The sequence below is a fragment of the Thermodesulforhabdaceae bacterium genome, assembly GCA_037482015.1.
Taxonomy (GTDB): Bacteria; Desulfobacterota; Syntrophobacteria; order Syntrophobacterales; family Thermodesulforhabdaceae; genus JAOACS01.
In genome coordinates this window covers 1-17618 of record JBBFKT010000022.1, presented here as the reverse complement: position 1 = coordinate 17618, position 17618 = coordinate 1, and the positions used below count along the sequence as shown (strand labels likewise).

Annotated in this window: 14 protein-coding genes; 5 read left to right on the top strand and 9 right to left on the bottom strand. The window is 43.4% G+C overall.

The annotated features are described in order from the left end of the window. From WHS38_12160 to WHS38_12125, 8 genes are all read right to left on the bottom strand, one after another. On the bottom strand, positions 1-385 hold a 385-nt coding region (locus WHS38_12160), incomplete at its 3' end, for an AAA family ATPase (GenBank protein MEJ5301732.1). A gap of 152 nt (positions 386-537) precedes the next feature. Next, on the bottom strand, positions 538-1863 hold the full coding sequence (locus WHS38_12155; GenBank protein ID MEJ5301731.1) for a sigma-54 dependent transcriptional regulator: 1326 nt from the start codon (positions 1861-1863) through the stop codon (positions 538-540). Beyond that, entirely contained in the window at positions 1860-4346 is a 2487-nt protein-coding gene (locus tag WHS38_12150; GenBank protein ID MEJ5301730.1) for a tetratricopeptide repeat protein, read from the bottom strand. Before WHS38_12150 ends, WHS38_12155 begins: the two co-directional genes overlap by 4 nt. Before the next feature lie 63 nt (positions 4347-4409). Continuing rightward, a complete protein-coding gene (locus tag WHS38_12145) occupies positions 4410-5843 on the bottom strand; it encodes a sigma-54 dependent transcriptional regulator (GenBank protein ID MEJ5301729.1) in 1434 nt (477 codons plus the stop codon). Positions 5844-5964: 121 nt separating this feature from the next. Next, positions 5965-6675, bottom strand: a complete 711-nt coding sequence (locus WHS38_12140; GenBank protein ID MEJ5301728.1) for a DUF434 domain-containing protein — start codon at positions 6673-6675, stop codon at positions 5965-5967. Positions 6676-6869: 194 nt separating this feature from the next. Further along, the gene (locus WHS38_12135) at positions 6870-8564 is read right to left on the bottom strand and encodes a long-chain fatty acid--CoA ligase (GenBank protein MEJ5301727.1); all 1695 of its coding nucleotides are present in this window, start codon (positions 8562-8564) and stop codon (positions 6870-6872) included. 76 nt (positions 8565-8640) lie between these two features. Next, complete coding sequence (locus tag WHS38_12130) at positions 8641-9627, bottom strand: electron transfer flavoprotein subunit alpha/FixB family protein (GenBank protein ID MEJ5301726.1); 987 nt, start codon at positions 9625-9627, stop codon at positions 8641-8643. Positions 9628-9648: 21 nt separating this feature from the next. Beyond that, positions 9649-10446 (bottom strand): electron transfer flavoprotein subunit beta/FixA family protein, encoded by a 798-nt coding sequence (locus tag WHS38_12125; protein MEJ5301725.1) that lies wholly within the window; start codon positions 10444-10446, stop codon positions 9649-9651. 256 nt (positions 10447-10702) lie between these two features. Between WHS38_12125 and ftsY the strand changes: the two genes are divergently transcribed. After that, a complete protein-coding gene (ftsY, locus tag WHS38_12120) occupies positions 10703-11779 on the top strand; it encodes a signal recognition particle-docking protein FtsY (protein MEJ5301724.1) in 1077 nt (358 codons plus the stop codon). Positions 11780-11819: 40 nt separating this feature from the next. Here ftsY and WHS38_12115 read toward each other — a convergent pair whose 3' ends face one another. Next, on the bottom strand, positions 11820-12065 hold the full coding sequence (locus tag WHS38_12115; protein ID MEJ5301723.1) for a zinc ribbon domain-containing protein: 246 nt from the start codon (positions 12063-12065) through the stop codon (positions 11820-11822). A gap of 97 nt (positions 12066-12162) precedes the next feature. Between WHS38_12115 and WHS38_12110 the strand changes: the two genes are divergently transcribed. From WHS38_12110 to mtnA, 4 genes are all read left to right on the top strand, one after another. Continuing rightward, complete coding sequence (locus WHS38_12110) at positions 12163-12987, top strand: hypothetical protein (GenBank protein ID MEJ5301722.1); 825 nt, start codon at positions 12163-12165, stop codon at positions 12985-12987. Between the two features lie 54 nt (positions 12988-13041). Continuing rightward, positions 13042-14373: a tRNA (N(6)-L-threonylcarbamoyladenosine(37)-C(2))-methylthiotransferase MtaB gene (gene mtaB, locus WHS38_12105; protein ID MEJ5301721.1), complete on the top strand. Its 1332-nt coding sequence runs from the start codon at positions 13042-13044 to the stop codon at positions 14371-14373. Between the two features lie 214 nt (positions 14374-14587). Further along, entirely contained in the window at positions 14588-16018 is a 1431-nt protein-coding gene (gatB, locus tag WHS38_12100; protein ID MEJ5301720.1) for an Asp-tRNA(Asn)/Glu-tRNA(Gln) amidotransferase subunit GatB, read from the top strand. An 84-nt stretch (positions 16019-16102) separates the two neighbouring features. Beyond that, a complete protein-coding gene (mtnA, locus tag WHS38_12095; GenBank protein MEJ5301719.1) occupies positions 16103-17158 on the top strand; it encodes an S-methyl-5-thioribose-1-phosphate isomerase in 1056 nt (351 codons plus the stop codon). Positions 17159-17618: the final 460 nt, after the last annotated feature.

Here is a 17618-nt window from a genome sequence, read left to right as displayed (position 1 = left end):
CTCTAAATCTAAGATTAAGGAGTTCTTCTTCGTAGGTTATCCCGTAAAATTTTCCGTACCTTCGGAGAATCGATTCAATCGTTTTAGACAGAGCATCCCTCGAATCAATAACCCCCTCAGCAAAGTCTATATAAATTACAGGATAACTTTTGCTCCAGTCCCAATGATTGTCCAGATAAAGTTCTCTGAAAAGCTCTCTTTTACCAAGAAAGGCCTGTCTTAAGGTGTCTAAAAACAAAGACTTACCAAAGCGACGAGGACGGGAGAGGAAGTAATATTTACCTTCGCTTACAAGTTTTTTAACAAAGGTGGTCTTGTCAACGTAGTAATAACCTTCCGATCTTATCTCTTCAAAACTCTGAATTCCTATGGGGAGTTTTTTCATTGCTTACCTCATTTACTCAGTGTCAGATTCTACCTTCCTTAGCAAGATCTCTTGATAAAGGTTGATACCCCTTTTCGGTTCTTGCCTTCAATCTTTTGCAAAAATGTCTTGAGAAAAGAGTTCTATGTATATCCTTCCAGGAGGGTAATTGATTATTTCGAATTCAAATCAAGGGACCTTCCGTATTCTTTCAGTTTGTTCCGTAGAGTTCTTACCGTTATGCCGAGAACTTCCGCAGCCTTGGTGCGATTGCCGTTGGTAACTTCCAGAGCTTTATAAATCAACCTGCGTTCCATTTCGCGAATGGGCATAAGAGTTGGGATATTATGACTTTCATCGTTTGACAGGTCCCTAACATCTTCATCAAAAAGTATGTGCTGAGGGAGAATTTCCCGAGACGGAGCGAGGATGTGGGCACGCTGAATAACATTTTCTAATTCTCTTACATTTCCAGGCCAGGAATATTTCTTCAACTTATCTTTTGCTGCTTGCGAAAGTTCCTTGGGAGTAGAATTTTCTAATTTGGCAATCTTAGATAGAACGTACTCCGCTATGGGAATAATGTCTTCAGATCGTTCCCTAAGAGGGGGTATCTTAATGGGCATGACATTTAGACGGTAGTAGAGATCTTTACGAAAAGAGCCATCCTTTACTTTTTCTTCTACCACAACGTTTGTTGTTGCTATGATCCGCACATTCAAAGGTATTGGGCGAGTTCCACCGATCCGCTCCACTTCACGTTCCTGGAGCACTCTAAGGAGCTTTGCCTGTAAATGGATTGGGATTTCTGTAACTTCGTCAAGTAGAATAGTTCCCCCCTGAGCAAGCTCAAATTTACCTGGTTTCTGGCGAGTTGCTCCCGTGAAGGCTCCTCTTTCGTAACCAAAAAGTTCGCTTTCAAGAAGGGTTTCGGGAATTGCTGCACAGTTTATAGATATGAATGGCCCTCGTCTTCTAGGACTGTTTTTGTGGATATATCGTGCAAAGAGTTCTTTACCCGTTCCGCTTTCTCCTTGAATAAAAACAGATGCTTCGCTGTTAGCTACTCGGCGAGCCAACTGTATAAGTTCTTTCATCTTTTGGCTTACTGATATAATAGGCCTATCGCTATCTTCTGTATAATTCACAGGTGAAGATGATTCCTTTAGCCATTCAACGGTTTTTATGAATCGCTCCTTTGCTGTCGGAACCACCCACACATCGTCAGCCCCGTGTTTTACTAGAAACATTGCATCATCAACGCTCGGGTGATCTGTGAGAGCAATTAAATATGCCCTTGGGGAAATCGTTTTGATCTTGTCTATAATTGCAGCCGTTTCCTGAATGGGGTTTTGTAGAGGAACAAAAAGAATATCGAAACCATAACTGGATATTGAATTGGCCAGTTCTGATGTGGATGAGAATATCCGAACATCATGTTCTTCCGATTGCAAATCTTTGACGGGTATATGCTGATTTTTTACAACTCCAATCTTCATTGTCTCTCTGTAACCTCGGATGCTTTCTTTTTTCCTTCAACTCTTTTGACAAAATCTAGATACCTTAAACCTTCTTCACCAACTTTTTTCCAGAAAGGATCTTCACATTGAGAGAGTTGCTTTAGGGTGGACTCGGATAAATCCAACTGTTGAGAAGATATATAGAGATTGTAAAGCTTGTAGATAAGCTGACATTTTTCTTCTTGAGATGGTGCTATGTTGATGGCTTCTGTAACCTTTTGTATGAGTTCAGGAACTCGCTTCATGGCTTCAAGACATTGAATTTGGAGCTTAAACAGCCTGAACTGCTCATCGGAATTAAGATCATTGATTTGGTTAGTGACATTAGAAATAGTTTGCAGGGCATAGTTCCAGTCTTTGAGTTCGATAAGGCATTCTATGAGGTAAAAAGCTGTTTCTTTATCAAAACCGTAGGATGAAATAAGCTTTTCGAAGATTTTTTTTGCTTCGGCGAATTTTTTGCGAATCATGAGAAGTTTTCCAAAAATGACGGCATGTTCTCTGTCAAGATCCGGAATTCTGCGAAAAAGCGTTTCTGCTTTGTCGAATTCTCCCATAACATAGGCACAATAAGCAGAACTCAGCAACCATTCCCTTGGAGGTTTTTGAGCAGTAAGGAGAAGTTTTTCGAAAAGTTCTGATGCCTTAAAACAATCCTTTTCTTTGTAAAAACTAGTAGCGACCGCTTCGGTGATAGACTGATTTTCTACAATGTCCCCAAGGTGGTTTTTGTAGATTTCAACAACTTTTTGGTAATGCCCGTTTTGGTATTCTTCAAGTAACCAATCCCTGACGATATCGCCCTTCAATTCGATAAATTCATCTATAGTGGAAATTCCTTCCTTGCGCGATGATAAGTTTTCTAAGAACCCGTTAACCTTGGCAAGAGCTTCCTCAAATCTTTTCTGATCCTTAAGGAGCGATGCCCATCTGAAGTTAAGTATAAATGAAAGTGCCTCGGGAAGCGATTTTGTGGCAAGATCTTCGTAAATAGTGAGAGCTTGCTGATGTTTGCCCTTTTCCTCAAGCATTTGAGCTTTTCTAAGTAGCATTATATATCCACCCTCGGTATCGGGCATATTTACAATGATGCTGTTTTGAAGGCGTTCAGCGATAACTTCTTTGCGGCTTTGCAGTAGCGTCTCGGCGATGTAAGCCCATAACATGTCGTCTGATGGTGCCTTAGGAGATAAGTTTAGATACCAGAGAAAGGCTTTTAACGCTCCTTGGTAATCTCTCATGCCAAAAAGGGTTTCTCCAAGAATTTTAAGAAATTCTGGATGCTCTAGATAGATCGCAGGGTATAACTCAAGAGCTCTTTTTAGCTGACCAAGGGCTGGTTTATAGGCTCCGCCTGTAGATAGAGTTTTCCCCATAAGAAGTGACATCTCTGCTGCATCTTGGGGCGATGTGGATAGTTTTGTTGCTTCATAGAAAGCTTTGATAGTTTCAATGTAGTTAGCCCTTTGAAGGTGAATTCTCCCAATAGTTTTCCATGCGCAGAAAGTTGCGTCATTTGGGGATGGGCCTTTTAGGATTTCTTCAATAATGTTTTGAGCTCGCTTTGTCATGCCTGTTTCAAGAAAAACATTTGCAAGAAAACATCGAACTAAGGGAGCTCTAGGATCGTTAGGTGACTTGTCCAAAGCTTGTTGAAGTGCCTCGCTTACTTCAATTCCCAATTGAGCCAATTCTTTTTCGTGAAGGCGATACAGGCTTATTGCAAGTCCATAATGGGCTTCACTGATGTGTTCACCCTTGTTTCTTTCTATGTATCGTTTGTAAAGACTTATCGCACGATTGTATTCATTTTGATCATAAGCCTTATTTGCCTCAACGAAGAATATTTCATCAAAGGGGATTTCTCCCGGAAATGGTTTTGATTTTTCAGCTTCCTTTTCCTTCATTGGGGAAAGGGGTTGTTTTTCAAGTCGAGCTGCCTCTTCTTCTAGGATTTTTTCAAGGGGTGGTTCTTTCTGGGAAATAAAGGCCTTAGAAGTTACAACGTCAAAAACCAGACGGTATGTGCCTGTTCTTTCAGCACTGGTAATCGGTAGAATCAAATATTCAAGCTGGGCTTTTGGATCTGCAAGCAGAATTTCCAGAACTCCTTCTTCACCTTCAGTAATTTTTATATTTTTTACAATAGATGGAGGAGATTCAAGACTCCTTTTGACTTTTTCTTCTACCTGTAGATCTTTGAATAACACTTTGATTTGGGGCAGATTTTTGGTGTCCACCTTTTTGGGAAAACCCCCATCCATGACAAAATTAAGACGCACCGTTTGGATATCTGATTCAACGGAAAATCCCACCATTTTTTCTGCATAGCAGTGTGATATTCCTAATTCTCCTGTCAAATATCCCACAATCATAAGGAACAAAAAAACAAGTACCCTCTGTTTCAAGCGAAAGAATAAGGACAGTGTAATTTTTATCCATCTATGAGTCTTTTTTTCCACTTTACGGACCTTCTGTTAGATTACAGAATTCCGGTTTTTCCTTTAGCAATTTTAGTGCCATTGTTAGTCTTTTGATTTGGTGGACAAACTTAAACCGAGTTTTTTCATTTTCTCTATGAGTGTGGTTCTGTTAAGCCCCAGGAGTTTTGCTGCCTGATTTTTGACACCACCGGTTCTTTCCAGTGCCTGCTGAATAAACAGCCTTTCGAGTTCTTCGAGAGTTTGCTTAAGATCTATGCCCTCTTCGGGTAATTTGGCAAATGGGAAAACATCTTGCGATTTTTCTTTCTTTTGTTGAAAGCGCTCAGGAAGATCATCTACTGTAATTTTGTCTCCATCTGAAAGTATGATCAAACGCTTAATGATATTTTCGAGTTCCCTCACGTTTCCAGGCCACGGATACTCCATAAAGCATTCGATCACTTCAGGACTTATAATCTTTTTCTGTCCACCATCTTCGGAAGAAGCATAACGCGTGAGAAAGTGATCTACTAAAAGCTGAATGTCCTCTTTCCTTTCCCTAAGAGGGGGGATGTGAATGGGCACAACGTTTATTCTGTAAAAAAGGTCCTCCCTGAAAATCCCTTCCTGAACGGCTTTCCATAAATCCTTGTTCGTAGCGGCGATGACTCGAACATCAACTTCTATCGTCTTAAGCCCTCCAACTCGCTCAAATTTATGTTCCTGAAGAAATCTCAAGAGCTTTACCTGAAGGGGTAACTTCATTTCCCCGATTTCATCGAGAAATATAGTGCCTCCGTTAGCCAGTTCAAATCTACCAATCTTTGTTCGGATGGCTCCAGAAAAAGCCCCTTTTTCATGTCCAAAAAATTCGCTTTCCAGAAGTTCTTCAGGTATTGCTCCACAATTTACAGGCACAAAAGGTTTGTTGCGACGATTGCTTCTGCGATGTATTGAGTGAGCAACCAGTTCTTTTCCTGTCCCGCTTTCCCCGGTGATAAGAACAGTTACATCAGATTGGGCCACTCGGTCTATCAGCCGGTAAAGCCTTTTCATTGGAGCACTAGTCCCCACGAGTTCTTCAAAGAATTGAATTTCTTCCTGTTGTTGCGAATCTTCTGAAACTTCGGGTAATGAGATTGAAATAGCTTTTTCGCTACAGTAGCATCCGTCTTTTACTGCCTTAATAATAGAGTCCGGAATATCAATCGCATCGTAGGCAAGATAGTTATATGCTCCCTGTTGCATAGCTTTTACAGCCTTTTCAACAGATGGTTCTCTGGCAACTATGATCACAGGAAAAGAAAGCCCAAGACTATGATGATAATCCAGAATTTCCATCCCGTTTTTTCCTTTGAGAGTGTCTTCTATAAAGGCTATGTGGATTTGCTGACGATTTATTATGCGCACAGCTTCATAGCCGTTTTTGGCAATCTCAATTTTGAATCCTTCCTGGGATAGTATGGCTTTTAGTCGCTCTGTGAAGTCATCATATTGGCATGCAATCAAAGCTGTCTGCCCTTGCTGTGTAACCATGCGATCCTCCTTCTACATTCTTAGCTACCAGCGACATGACCATATGGGGCGACCGGTCCATTTCAAAAAAATGACGTTACTTAAAATTGATTCGACTCTCAAGAATAATTTGAAAGGACTATTAAGAAAAGTCAGGGATTTGCCACAACTTGCTTAAGAATGAAAAATCCATGAAGGGTATTAAGTATTTTTCGGTGTTGATTGCCAGAAAAGCGAGATCCAGCCAGGCATTTGATCGATCAATAACGGCACTGTCGCTGCTGGCAATAACGGTTTTTTCATAGGAAAATTGCTTTTCTGGCACGGAGACTACCTGGGCAGTTCCTTTTATTTTGTATTTACGAAAGAGTTCTCTATATATCTTTGCCAATTCCCCACTCATGCTTATGGGAGCGTCAAAATATATAGCAACTTCATTTATATTAAGTCCTGCAAGGAATTTACATATAATCTCTGCTGCAAAAAGACTTAATTCCGTTAGTCTGAAACCGCTCGATATTTCTGCTATATCTCGAAGAGCCCCATCGTTGCCTTTAATAATGACCCGCTCAATTATTGCGCTTTCTACCGTAATATGAACATTATGACCATCGACAGTTAGGCTTCTATTTTCCAGTTCTGTAATGGTTGTTCGTTTACCTCTTCGTGTTAAAGCGTCCCTATGACCAAAAACTCCTCGTCTAAGGACGTTTCGTTCTCTTACCGTAAGTCCATAGCGATTTCCCACCAATTCTAAAGACCGATCCCTAGGATAATCATGACTCTGAAGGAAATAAAAATCAAATGAGGCAGCCAGGATAAGCTCTTTTCTTAAAGAAGTTTCCTTGCTCATAGTAATCCAGGCTTTTTAGCGTGTGGTATTTTGTAGGTGGGCACCCGGTGGGGTGCCCTTTGTTATCTTATCATTTTGAGATTTACAGAGAAAGGATCAGCCACTTGTTAGTCTTTGCAAGACGAGCCCTGGTCATTTTTTTGATAGGCAGGCTAATAGGCAGAGAGTTCATAATCTTCAATCCATCGAGATCCTTAACTCTTCTTTGTTGCTTTAGATTCCTCTTCAGCCTTTAGATCTTTTCGGAGAATTTTTCCAACGCTACTCTTAGGAAGACTTTCTCTGATTTCCACAATCCGTGGAACCTTGTAAGCCGCTAGTCTTGCCTTGCAGAATGAAATAATTTCTTCTTCCGTAAGAGTTTCTCCCGGCTTTGGAACTACAAAGACCTTTACAGTTTCACCACGGTAGGGATCCTGGACCCCTATTGTTGCTGCATCGAGAACCTTTGGATGGCTGTAAAGGACTTCATCAATTTCGCGAGGATAGATATTATAACCCCCGGCAATAATCATGTCCTTTTTGCGATCGACGATAAAGGTGTAACCATCAGCATCCATCATGGCTATGTCGCCCGTATGGAGCCAGCCGTTACGAAGAGCCTGTTTTGTTTCTTCAGGTTTTTTCCAGTAGCCTTTCATAACCTGGGGACCTTTGATAACCAGTTCCCCAGTTTCTCCCGGGGGAAGTTCCTGTTCTCCCGTTTCTAGATCAACAATCTTTGCGTAGGTGTCTGGCACTGGAAGCCCAACAGAACCTGGTTTTCTAAGTCCATAAATAGGATTGCAGTGTGTGACCGGACTTGCTTCGCTTAGTCCAAAACCTTCTACGATGACACTGCCCGTCATTTCTTCGAATCTTTTTAGAACATCGACGGGCATGGGAGCCGAACCTGTGATACAAAATCTAACAGAAGAAAGATCAAACTTATTTATCTGAGGATGATTTAGTATAGCCACATAAAGAGTCGGAACGCCCGGGAAAAGGGTAGGTTTGAACTTATGAAGCAGTTTAAGCAAATCGTTTATTTCGAACTTGGGTATCAAACAAACATAACTTCCTGTGTAAAGGGCGTAGTTCATACAGACAGTCATGCCGAAGACATGAAACAAAGGCAACAAACCCACAACTCGTTCTTCGTTCATTCGAACATCGGGGAACCAGCTGTTGATTTGCACAACGTTGGCGAGAATATTCCTGTGGGTAAGCATAGCACCTTTGGCTACACCCGTGGTGCCTCCTGTATATTGCAAAACAGCAAGATCTTCAAGAGTTGCCGTGCAGGGACGATCTGTTGGAGGCGTCCGGTTTATTAGATCACTAAAGTTCAGCACGTTACCACCATAAGGAACTTTGGTAAAAAGCTTTTGTTTTCTTGCTTTTAGGGGGTAGAGCATGGAAATAGGGAAGGGTAGAGCCTCGCGAAGGCTGGTTACAATAACTTTTTTGACCTTTGTTTTATCAAGCACAGATGCAACCTTGGGGTATAGATGATCCAGCACCACGGCATACTCTACATCCCCATCATTCCATTGATGTTCTATTTCCCGCTCTACATACATTGGATTTGTGTTCACAACCACGCCACCAAGCCATAGAGTAGCATAATATGCGATGAAGAACTGAGGACAGTTGGGAAGCATTATTCCAACTTTGGTTTCTTTTCCAACTCCTAGTCGAGCTAGAGCCTCTGCGAATCGCATTATTCGATCCCAGAGTTTTCTGTAGGTAAGAGTCTTGCCGTAAAAATATGTAGCCGGTGACTGTGGCCACTTTTCTACGTTTTTTCCAAGGACTACAGGGAGAGGATCATCCGGATATGTGGCGTGTCTGGGCACTCCCGGATCGTAATGGGCAATCCACAGGGCTTCCATAGATTCAACACTCATAACTCTCAGCCTCCAGATTGATTTTAAAGAAAAAGGGGGGAACTTCCCGTCCCCCCTCCAAATCGAACACTTTCAACTAACAGGTGCTTTTATATTTTTTCACCTCTTCCGTAAAGGCAGGAATGAACTTGAATAGATCTTCCACAATGCCGTAGTCGGCTTTGCTGAAGATTGGAGCGTCAGGATCTTTATTGACAGCCACAATGTATTTAGAAGATCCCATGCCGGCAAGGTGCTGAATGGCTCCAGATATTCCAACGGCGATGTAAAGGTTTGGAGTAACCACCTTACCCGTTTGTCCAACCTGATCAGAATGAGGTCGCCAGCCCGCATCAACAGCAGCTCGGGAAGCTCCAACTGCTGCTCCAAGCACCTTTGCCAGTTCTTCCAGAATTGCAAAGTTTTCTGCCGCCTTCATGCCTCGACCGCCAGAGACGATAATGTCGGCTTCTGTGAGTTCAACCTTTCCTGAAGTGTCCATTTCTGCGCCAAGAACTTGAGATTTGACGGCAGGGATCGTCGCATTTACAGATACTATTTCAGCTTGTTTGCCTTCATCAGGTGTGAGACAGGACATAACGTTTGGACGGCAGGAAATCATAACAAGAGCTCCATCAGCCCATTCATACCATCCGAGACACTTGCCACCAAAAAGAGGACGTTTTGCCTTGATCTTTCCATCAGAGATGGCGATTTCAGTTGAATCTTGAGCGAGTCCAGCTTCCAAACGAGCGGCAAGACGAGCAGCTAGATCTTTACCGTTCATGGATGCAGGAAGAAGAACAACAGCCGGCTGCGCATCCTTTATAACATCCGCTATCACAGGTGCGTAAGTTTCGGCATTGTAATGTTCTAATGCTGGGTTATCGATTACAAACACTTTATCAGCACCGTAGTGACCCAATTTGGGAGCAACAGCCGTGACCCCGGATCCTACGGCAATGCCGTAAAGCTTAAGTCCCAGAGCGTCAGCAATGCGACGCCCTTCACTGGCTATTTCAAAGGAAACCTTTCTGAAGTTTCCGTCCCTGTATTCTGCTACAATGCATACCGACTCAGCCATTTTGATTTTACCTCCCCTCCGTTATATAACACCCGCTTCTTCGTGAAGCAGCCGAACCAGTTCTCTTGCTTTGCCTTCTGTGTCGAGATTGCCGTTTATAATCTTTCCGGCTTTTCTTTCTGGTGGACGCTGGAGCTCTACGAGTCTGATCTTTGCCGCAGATCCTCCACATTCGTCAGGGCTCAAACCAAGATCTGCAAGTTTCTTAACTTCAAGAGGTTTCTTCTTCGCTTTCATAATGCCAGGGAGGCTGGCATATCTGGGATTCCATACAGCGTGGGACCCACCCATAGTGACAACTACTGGAAGGGGCGAAGAAAGAATCATCTTGCCTCCTTCTACAGGCCTTTCGATTTTTACCGTCTGTCCATCACATTCCATAGAAAGAGCCAGAGGAAGGTGAGGCCATCCCAGAAGTTCTGCCACCATCGGTCCTCTCTGGTTGTGGTCGTAATCTACTGCCCGATGTCCACAAAGAACTATATCCGGATTGAGCTGTTTTACAGCAGCAGCGAGAACCTTTGCAATGCCGAGACTATCGCTTTCATCAAGAGCGCTGTCATCAATAAGAACACCTTTATCGGCGCCCATTGCCAAAGCCGTGCGTATGGATTCTACAACGCGCTGTGGTCCCCAGCTTACTATTGTTACCGTTCCCCCGTGTTTTTCCTTAAGCCTTAGGGCTGCCTCTACGGCAAACTCATCGTAAGGATTGATGATCCATTTAAGATCTGTCGTAACGATGGATTTGCCATCATCTGCTATCCGGATGACCGATTCAGTATCCGGTGTCTGTTTGAGAAGCACTACAATGTTCACGTCCGTCCTCCTCCTTGTAATTTTTTAATTGATGGCGTCTAGCTCGCCAATTCCTCTTGATCAGATTTTTAACTATTGTGCAACATTTTTTATGTTTTCAAATGAATGAATGATGATTCATTCACGCTATAGCAACATTCTCCCTCTATCGCAATAAAAAAATGCTATTCCATGCTTTTTTGCTCCTTCAAAATGTGTTACCTATCTCTGCGGCGTTACCTTTACGGCTAAACAAGTATCAATCGAGGGAGATTCCATGATTTGGTGGCCTGGAAAAAAGAAAAAAGAAGATAAAGAATCAAACGATAAGGAAATACAAAATCTAGATGTGTTCCCGGAGTCAAGCTCAGAAGTTACCGAAGAGACCCAGGAAAGCGATACCGATGATCAGAGTTTTCATGAAGAGTCCAAAGAACGGGAGAGTTTCCTGGGACGTTTAGTTAGAGGACTTCAGAAGACCAGAGAACACCTTTCTGCTAGAGTGGAAAGGCTTTTCAAAAACAGACAGACTATAGACCGTGAATTGTTTGATGAACTTGAAGAAATCCTTATTACATCCGACGTGGGAGTCGGTGCTACCAGAACACTCCTTGATCGCCTGAGCAATCGTGTAAAAAAGGAGGCGGTTCAGGATCCGTCAGAACTATACAGGATGCTTGAGGAAGAAATCGCTTCGCTAGTGGATATTTCTGCAGATTCCATCAACCTTGACCGTGCTTCTCCCTTTGTCGTTATGGTTGTTGGTGTTAATGGTGTCGGAAAGACTACAACAATAGCTAAACTTGCTCACTTCTGGAAAACCGAAGGTAAAAAGCCTCTTGTTGTGGCTGGAGATACTTTTAGAGCCGCCGCCATTGATCAGCTAGCTTTATGGGCGGAACGAATAGGAGTGCCTGTAATAAAGCAGAAGCCTGGAGCAGACCCATCCGCTGTCGCTTATGACGCTCTCGAATCGGCATTATCTAGAGGTTACGATGTGGTAATTGTTGATACGGCAGGACGAATGCACACTAAGTCGAATCTTATGGAAGAACTTAAAAAGATACGTCGCGTAATGGCAAAGAAAATCTCCGACGCCCCTCATGAAACTTTTTTGGTTCTGGATGCTACTACCGGTCAGAACGCTTATTCTCAAGTAAAAATCTTCAAGGAAGAAATGAACATTTCGGGACTCATACTGACAAAACTGGACGGCACAGCTAAAGGGGGCGTCGTTATCGGTATATGCCACGAATTCGGCATTCCAATAAGGTTCATCGGAGTAGGAGAGGGCATAAATGATCTTCGCCCATTTCAGCCTGATCTTTTTGCCAGAGCCCTTTTAAAGCATTAATTGGATGGGGTGACCTATACCGTCACCCCTGCCAATCTGCCTAGCGAGTGTGCCCGGGTAGAGTTATGGTTGAACAAGATGAGCTAGGTGAACAGGATCTGGTAGTTAAAGATGGCGATTCTGAAGAAGATGATGATTTTACAAAATGACTTGTTCTGCTAACAATACGTTCAAAGCTGTCTCCACCACATTCTTTACATTTAAGTTCTACTTGCTCGCTGGAGGAAATGATGAGCACTTCTTCAACGTTGCCACAATTAATACATCTAAACTCATAAATTGGCATTCTACCCTCCCTGTTTGGGATACCGAAAGAAGAATCTTTCGGTATTTAAATTTAACTTATAAAATTCACCTTATTTATGAACCGGTTAACTCTCTGCATGCCTTTTAATGATACATCCTGCTTTCGATGCTGTCCACCCATTAGACCAGCCGGGTATGATCATTTACTTTATGTTTCAAGTCTTAAGCGGGAGTTTCGAGAAAACCGGGATAGATGGCTTTCACGGACAGATCTCCGTGACAAACCCGTTGTGGGGTTTTGGTGTTGGGGGCTTGGGTATCTCAATCCCGCTTTAGGGACGATTGGTTGCCTCCTTCATCCTGAACAAAATCAGGGAGTTGATCTCCGGATGCTTACGGGTTATGGAGCCAAGTGCGCCAGAGAACTCTGTTATGAAGCACGACAGTTTTCCCTGCTCCTGGAGGATACAAAGATATTCTGGAGAGAGCTTGCTCGCGGACTTGGTAGCTTCTACTTCTCCAGCCCTTGCTCAAATCCTCTTTTTTATCTTATGCGGTGGGGACCTTTTATCCTGGAAGCCTTTAAGTCTTTTGCGGATAGACAATCTTGGTCAGTTACCGAAGTAGTGTGGCATTTCCCGTTTTTGATAAATGGTTATCTTGAACCTCGAGCATGGCGCCTTCCCGTGGAAATTGCAATTAGGGTTGCTGTGAGACAGATCGAGTTGGAAAATATTTATTGGGATGGCTTTTTCTCAACTGTGATAAAGCGATGGTCAGAAGTTGTTTGCAATGTGGCTAAACTCTCTCAGAACGGTCCCTATGTTCACAGCCTGGCTGTGAAGGACTCCTTAAAAGATTTTGTTCGGTTTTTTCTTGGGATTTCAAGAATGGATCTTTTTCAAGTGCTGAAAGTAGAAGAAATTCTTAGGAAAGTTGTCTTGGATGTTTTAGAAAGTTGATTTCTCCCCGTAAGGGAAGTTCAAAAAATAAAATAGTGAGGCGCCAAAAGTTTTATGCCTGAACGACGAGTGGTTATAAAAACCTTCGGATGCAAGGTCAATCAGTGTGAATCGTCTTTCATGTTAGAAAGTCTGCTCCGACACGGTTACAGACTAGCTAAGCCCGGAGAAGACGCCGATGTGTGCATAGTGCATGGCTGTGCTGTTACATCCAGAGCATCTTACGAATCAAGACAGGCTCTTTACCAGTTTCGTAAACACTGCCCAAATGCTACAGCCTATGTTTTTGCTGGATGTGCTGCTCACTACGAGGGACATCTCCTTGCCGAACGGCATCTTGTTACGCATGTGCTGGGTAATGCGGAAAAGCTGCGTTTGACCGAATTCTTGGAAAGTCCCGCTACCACAGAGAAACCCTTTGTAGCCGTTTGCGATCTGAGAAGCTGTGCCCCCGAAGTTTTAAAACCTCTTTACTACGAAAGAATGTTTGATGAACGTTCTAGAGCGTTCATAAAAATTCAGGACGGGTGTGATGCTTTTTGCTCCTATTGCGTAGTGCCTTACACAAGGGGAATCTGTAGAAGCCTTGCCCCGGAGGAAGTGGCTGAACAGATTCGATCCCTGGTTGTGGCAGGTTATAAAGAAGTAGTTCTCACGGGTATTCACCTGGGACAGTGGGGGCGAGATTTATCACCACCTAAGAACATTCTTGATCTTCTGAGTTTTCTTAACGAGAAGGGAGTGGCACCTCCAAAGATTCGTCTAAGTTCTCTTGAACCTACTGAATGTTCCCCTGAGCTTGTTGGTTTTTTAGCCAGCCAGGATTGGTTTTGTCATCATTTTCATGTGCCTCTTCAGAGTGGGGATCCGGAAGTTCTGAAGCTTATGAGACGCCCCTATGACCCGGATTTTTATGCAGATGTTATTCATTTAATCCGGGCTACTTTCCCGAATTCTGCTATTGGAGCAGACGTAATTGTGGGATTTCCAGGGGAACGAGATGAAATGTTCGAAAAAACCTATCGCTTAATAGAATCTCTTCCCATAACTTATCTGCATGTTTTTCCCTATTCGCCAAGGAGTGGAACTCCTGCCGCAAATTTAAAGGGTATTATTTCCGGAAATGAAATTCGGCGTAGAGCGTCGATGCTTCGAGAACTTGGGCGTAAAAAGAAAGAGATTTTTATGATTTCCCAGCTTCACAAGGAACTCTCGGTTATATTGGAATCTCCCTTACAAAAAAATGTGTGGCGTGCTACTTCGGATAACTATCTCTCCGTTCTGGTTTTTTCCGACGGCAGGGAACTACGAAAAGGAGATCTTGCCCGGGTTAAAATAATTGGCGTCGATCATGGACGATTCATGCTGGTGGGACGACTGATCTAAAGGACACATTACTTTTTAGCACCCGATTCAATTATTTTTCCTAGTGTAAGCCTCTATTAAATTGTCGGCGTTTTTATAGTGGCGAATCTTATTTTGACGTGGTAATAAAGACGAAAATTGGTGATGGATCGGTGAAGGAGTGGTAGGAGCACATCTATGTGTGTGCTATCCTGCGGCAGTCATTACAGCATCGAAGGGGGGAGTGAACTTAAAAATGGAATACGAAGCCGTCATAGGGCTTGAAGTTCATGCTCAACTTCTTACAGAAACGAAAATCTTTTGTGGATGTTCCACCAAATTTGGGGCGGATCCTAACACTAACGTCTGTCCTGTGTGTCTTGGTATGCCGGGAGTTCTTCCGGTGCTTAACAGAAAGGTGGTGGATTTTGCCTTAAAGCTTGCTCTGGCAACAAATTGTTCTATAGCGCCGGTAAACCGCTTTGCTCGCAAAAATTACTTTTATCCGGATCTGCCCAAGGGTTATCAAATTTCTCAATACAAACTTCCCATAGCCGAAAACGGCTGGATAGATGTCTCGCTTGATGGAGTTACCCGCCGAATAAGAATTAGAAGAATTCACATGGAAGAGGATGCAGGAAAGCTCATTCACGATGAACATCAGCCGATAAGCTATGTTGATTTCAACAGAGCCGGAGTGCCGCTTCTTGAGATTGTAAGCGAACCTGATATTCGCACCCCCGAAGAAGCTGCAGCCTATCTTAAAAATCTTCGAGATATTGTGGTTTACCTTGGTATCTGCGACGGAAACATGGAAGAAGGTAGCTTCCGATGCGATGCTAATGTTTCTCTCCGTCCTGTGGGAAGTCAGGAGTTGGGAGTAAAAACTGAGCTAAAGAACATGAATTCCTTCCGAAATGTTCAGCGGGCACTGGAATTTGAAATAAGACGTCAACGGGCTTTGCTGGAAAAGGGCGAACAAATTGTTCAGGAGACTCGTCTTTGGGATGCGGCAAAAGGGATTACGGTGGGGATGCGAGCAAAAGAGGAAGAGCATGATTATCGCTATTTTCCAGACCCGGATCTTGTGCCTATAGTGATAGATAAGGCCTGGATTGAGAAAATTAGAAAAACCATACCAGAACTTCCTGACGAAAAAAGACGCCGTTTCGCTGAGCAGTATGGAATTCCTGAGAAGGATATTGACGTGCTGGTTTCCGATCGAGTTCTTGCGGATTATTTTGAGTCTGCAGTGGCTGTTTTCCCTAATCCAAAAACGGTTAGCAACTGGATCCTTTCGGAACTTCTTAGGGAACTAAATCGAAGCGGTCATTCCCCTTTGGACTGCCCTGTGTCGCCAGAAAATCTTGCGGAACTCCTTTCCCTTATAGACAATGGAACCATCAGCGGAAAAATTGCGAAAACCGTCTTTGAAGAAATGTATAGAAGCGGCAGAAAAGCTTCTGAGATTGTTAAGGAACAGGGACTTACTCAGGTTGCTGATAAGGAGCTTATTGAGCGGGTTGTGGATGAAGTTCTTCGGGAGCATCAGGTTGAGGTTGAAAGATATCGTAAAGGTGAGGCTAAATTGATGGGATTTTTCGTGGGGCAGGTTATGAAGAAAACCCAGGGCAAAGCAAATCCGAAGCTTGTAAACGAGGTTATTTTGAAAAAGCTCAGAGATTGATCATTGTCCTGAGCTTGAAAACACATTGCAACGTGGGTTTATTGGCGGCTTGAAGCTTTAATAGATTGAAATAAAGGGGAGGATATGGGCGAAGTATCTGAAGTAAGACCTATTTTTTGGGACGGGGACGTTTGCGTTATCCTTGATCAGCGCTATCTTCCACATGAGGAAAAATATTTGCGATGCACGAGTCCAGATGAGGTAATCGATGCTATCAAGAGCATGGCTATTCGTGGAGCTCCCGCGGTAGGGCTTGCAGGTGCTGCTGCTGTTGCTTTGGGAGTTAGATCTTTTGCGGATGCTTCCGGGAAAGAAGCGTTTTTCAAAAGCCTTAACGTTTTGTGCGATAGAGTGAAAAAGGCTCGCCCCACGGGTTACAATCTTGAATGGGCCGTAGAGGTCATGAGATCCGTTGCAGTGGAACGAGTTAACGAACCTGTAGAGAATATTATTAAGGCTCTTCGAGAAAAGGCCGAAGCGCTAGTTGAAGAGGACATAGCTATAAATAAAAGTATTGGTCAATGGGGCAGGTCGGTTATTCCGCCGGGTGCCCGTATCCTCACTTACTGCAATGCTGGTGCTCTGGCTACAGGAGGTTACGGCACAGCCCTTGGGGTCATTAGATCTGCATGGGAAGAGGATAAAACCATTCAAGTCTTTGCCTGTGAAACTCGTCCATACCTTCAGGGGGCTCGGCTTACCGTCTATGAATTGATGAAAGAAAGCATACCTGTAGTTCTTATTACCGACAATTCAGCGGGGTACCTTATGCAAAAGCGAAAGATTGATGTAATTGTGGTGGGGGCTGACCGCATTGCGGCAAATGGAGACGTGGCAAATAAAATCGGTACTTATACTCTGGCGGTTTTGGCAAAACATCACGGAATTCCTTTTTACGTTGCGGCTCCACGGTCAACCATTGATCCTAGAACTCCAAGGGGCAATGCGATTGTTATTGAAGAACGGCCATCAAGGGAAATTACTAACATTGGTAAAAAAACTATTGCCCCAAAGGATGCTCGAGCACTTTACCTGGCTTTTGATGTTACTCCTCACCGATACATTTCTGGCATCATTACCGAGGTGGGTGTTATCACCAAACCTTTTTCTAGGGGATTAAGAGAAGCGTTACTGAAGTAGAATCATATCATTTTGGACGTGTCGCACACCCTATCTATACTATTTTGTAACAACCCCTTCTAGTTACCTATAACATTCGAAAGTTCTTTATCATAGTTCTTGTTTTTTAGCCCTATGATGAAAATGATGAGCTAGTGTGAGCACACGGCTGCTCGCACTATAAATCTTTTTAGACATCTTCTTTGATTGCTGATGGTGTTCGAAAACCTCCCTTATGGGGTGGCAAAGTGGCATAAACCGTGGGAAGCACAGGGATTGAACTCAACTTGGAAGATTTTTACAGACTTGGGCGGTTAAGAAACAACTCAATATATGATTCATCGGATAATTGTAGGGGCACGGCATGCCGTGCCCCTACAATCGGTGCGCCCGGCATGGGCGTACTCCTGGAGGTGAAAGTCCTCCCGTGAGTTGATCACAGCGAGCGAAGGGAAGCGCAACTGCACGAGGGTGACCGAGT

What these genes read in the sequence shown, in the direction of transcription:
- mtaB (MEJ5301721.1), top strand. Translation starts at nt 13,042, where the DNA reads ATGCCTGAACGACGAGTGGTTATAAAAACCTTCGGATGCAAGGTCAAT.
- gatB (MEJ5301720.1), top strand. Translation starts at nt 14,588, where the DNA reads ATGGAATACGAAGCCGTCATAGGGCTTGAAGTTCATGCTCAACTTCTT.
- WHS38_12135 (MEJ5301727.1), bottom strand. Translation starts at nt 8,564, where the DNA reads ATGAGTGTTGAATCTATGGAAGCCCTGTGGATTGCCCATTACGATCCG.
- WHS38_12130 (MEJ5301726.1), bottom strand. Translation starts at nt 9,627, where the DNA reads ATGGCTGAGTCGGTATGCATTGTAGCAGAATACAGGGACGGAAACTTC.
- WHS38_12155 (MEJ5301731.1), bottom strand. Translation starts at nt 1,863, where the DNA reads ATGAAGATTGGAGTTGTAAAAAATCAGCATATACCCGTCAAAGATTTG.
- mtnA (MEJ5301719.1), top strand. Translation starts at nt 16,103, where the DNA reads ATGGGCGAAGTATCTGAAGTAAGACCTATTTTTTGGGACGGGGACGTT.
- WHS38_12115 (MEJ5301723.1), bottom strand. Translation starts at nt 12,065, where the DNA reads ATGCCAATTTATGAGTTTAGATGTATTAATTGTGGCAACGTTGAAGAA.
- WHS38_12110 (MEJ5301722.1), top strand. Translation starts at nt 12,163, where the DNA reads ATGCCTTTTAATGATACATCCTGCTTTCGATGCTGTCCACCCATTAGA.
- WHS38_12140 (MEJ5301728.1), bottom strand. Translation starts at nt 6,675, where the DNA reads ATGAGCAAGGAAACTTCTTTAAGAAAAGAGCTTATCCTGGCTGCCTCA.
- WHS38_12145 (MEJ5301729.1), bottom strand. Translation starts at nt 5,843, where the DNA reads ATGGTTACACAGCAAGGGCAGACAGCTTTGATTGCATGCCAATATGAT.
- ftsY (MEJ5301724.1), top strand. Translation starts at nt 10,703, where the DNA reads ATGATTTGGTGGCCTGGAAAAAAGAAAAAAGAAGATAAAGAATCAAAC.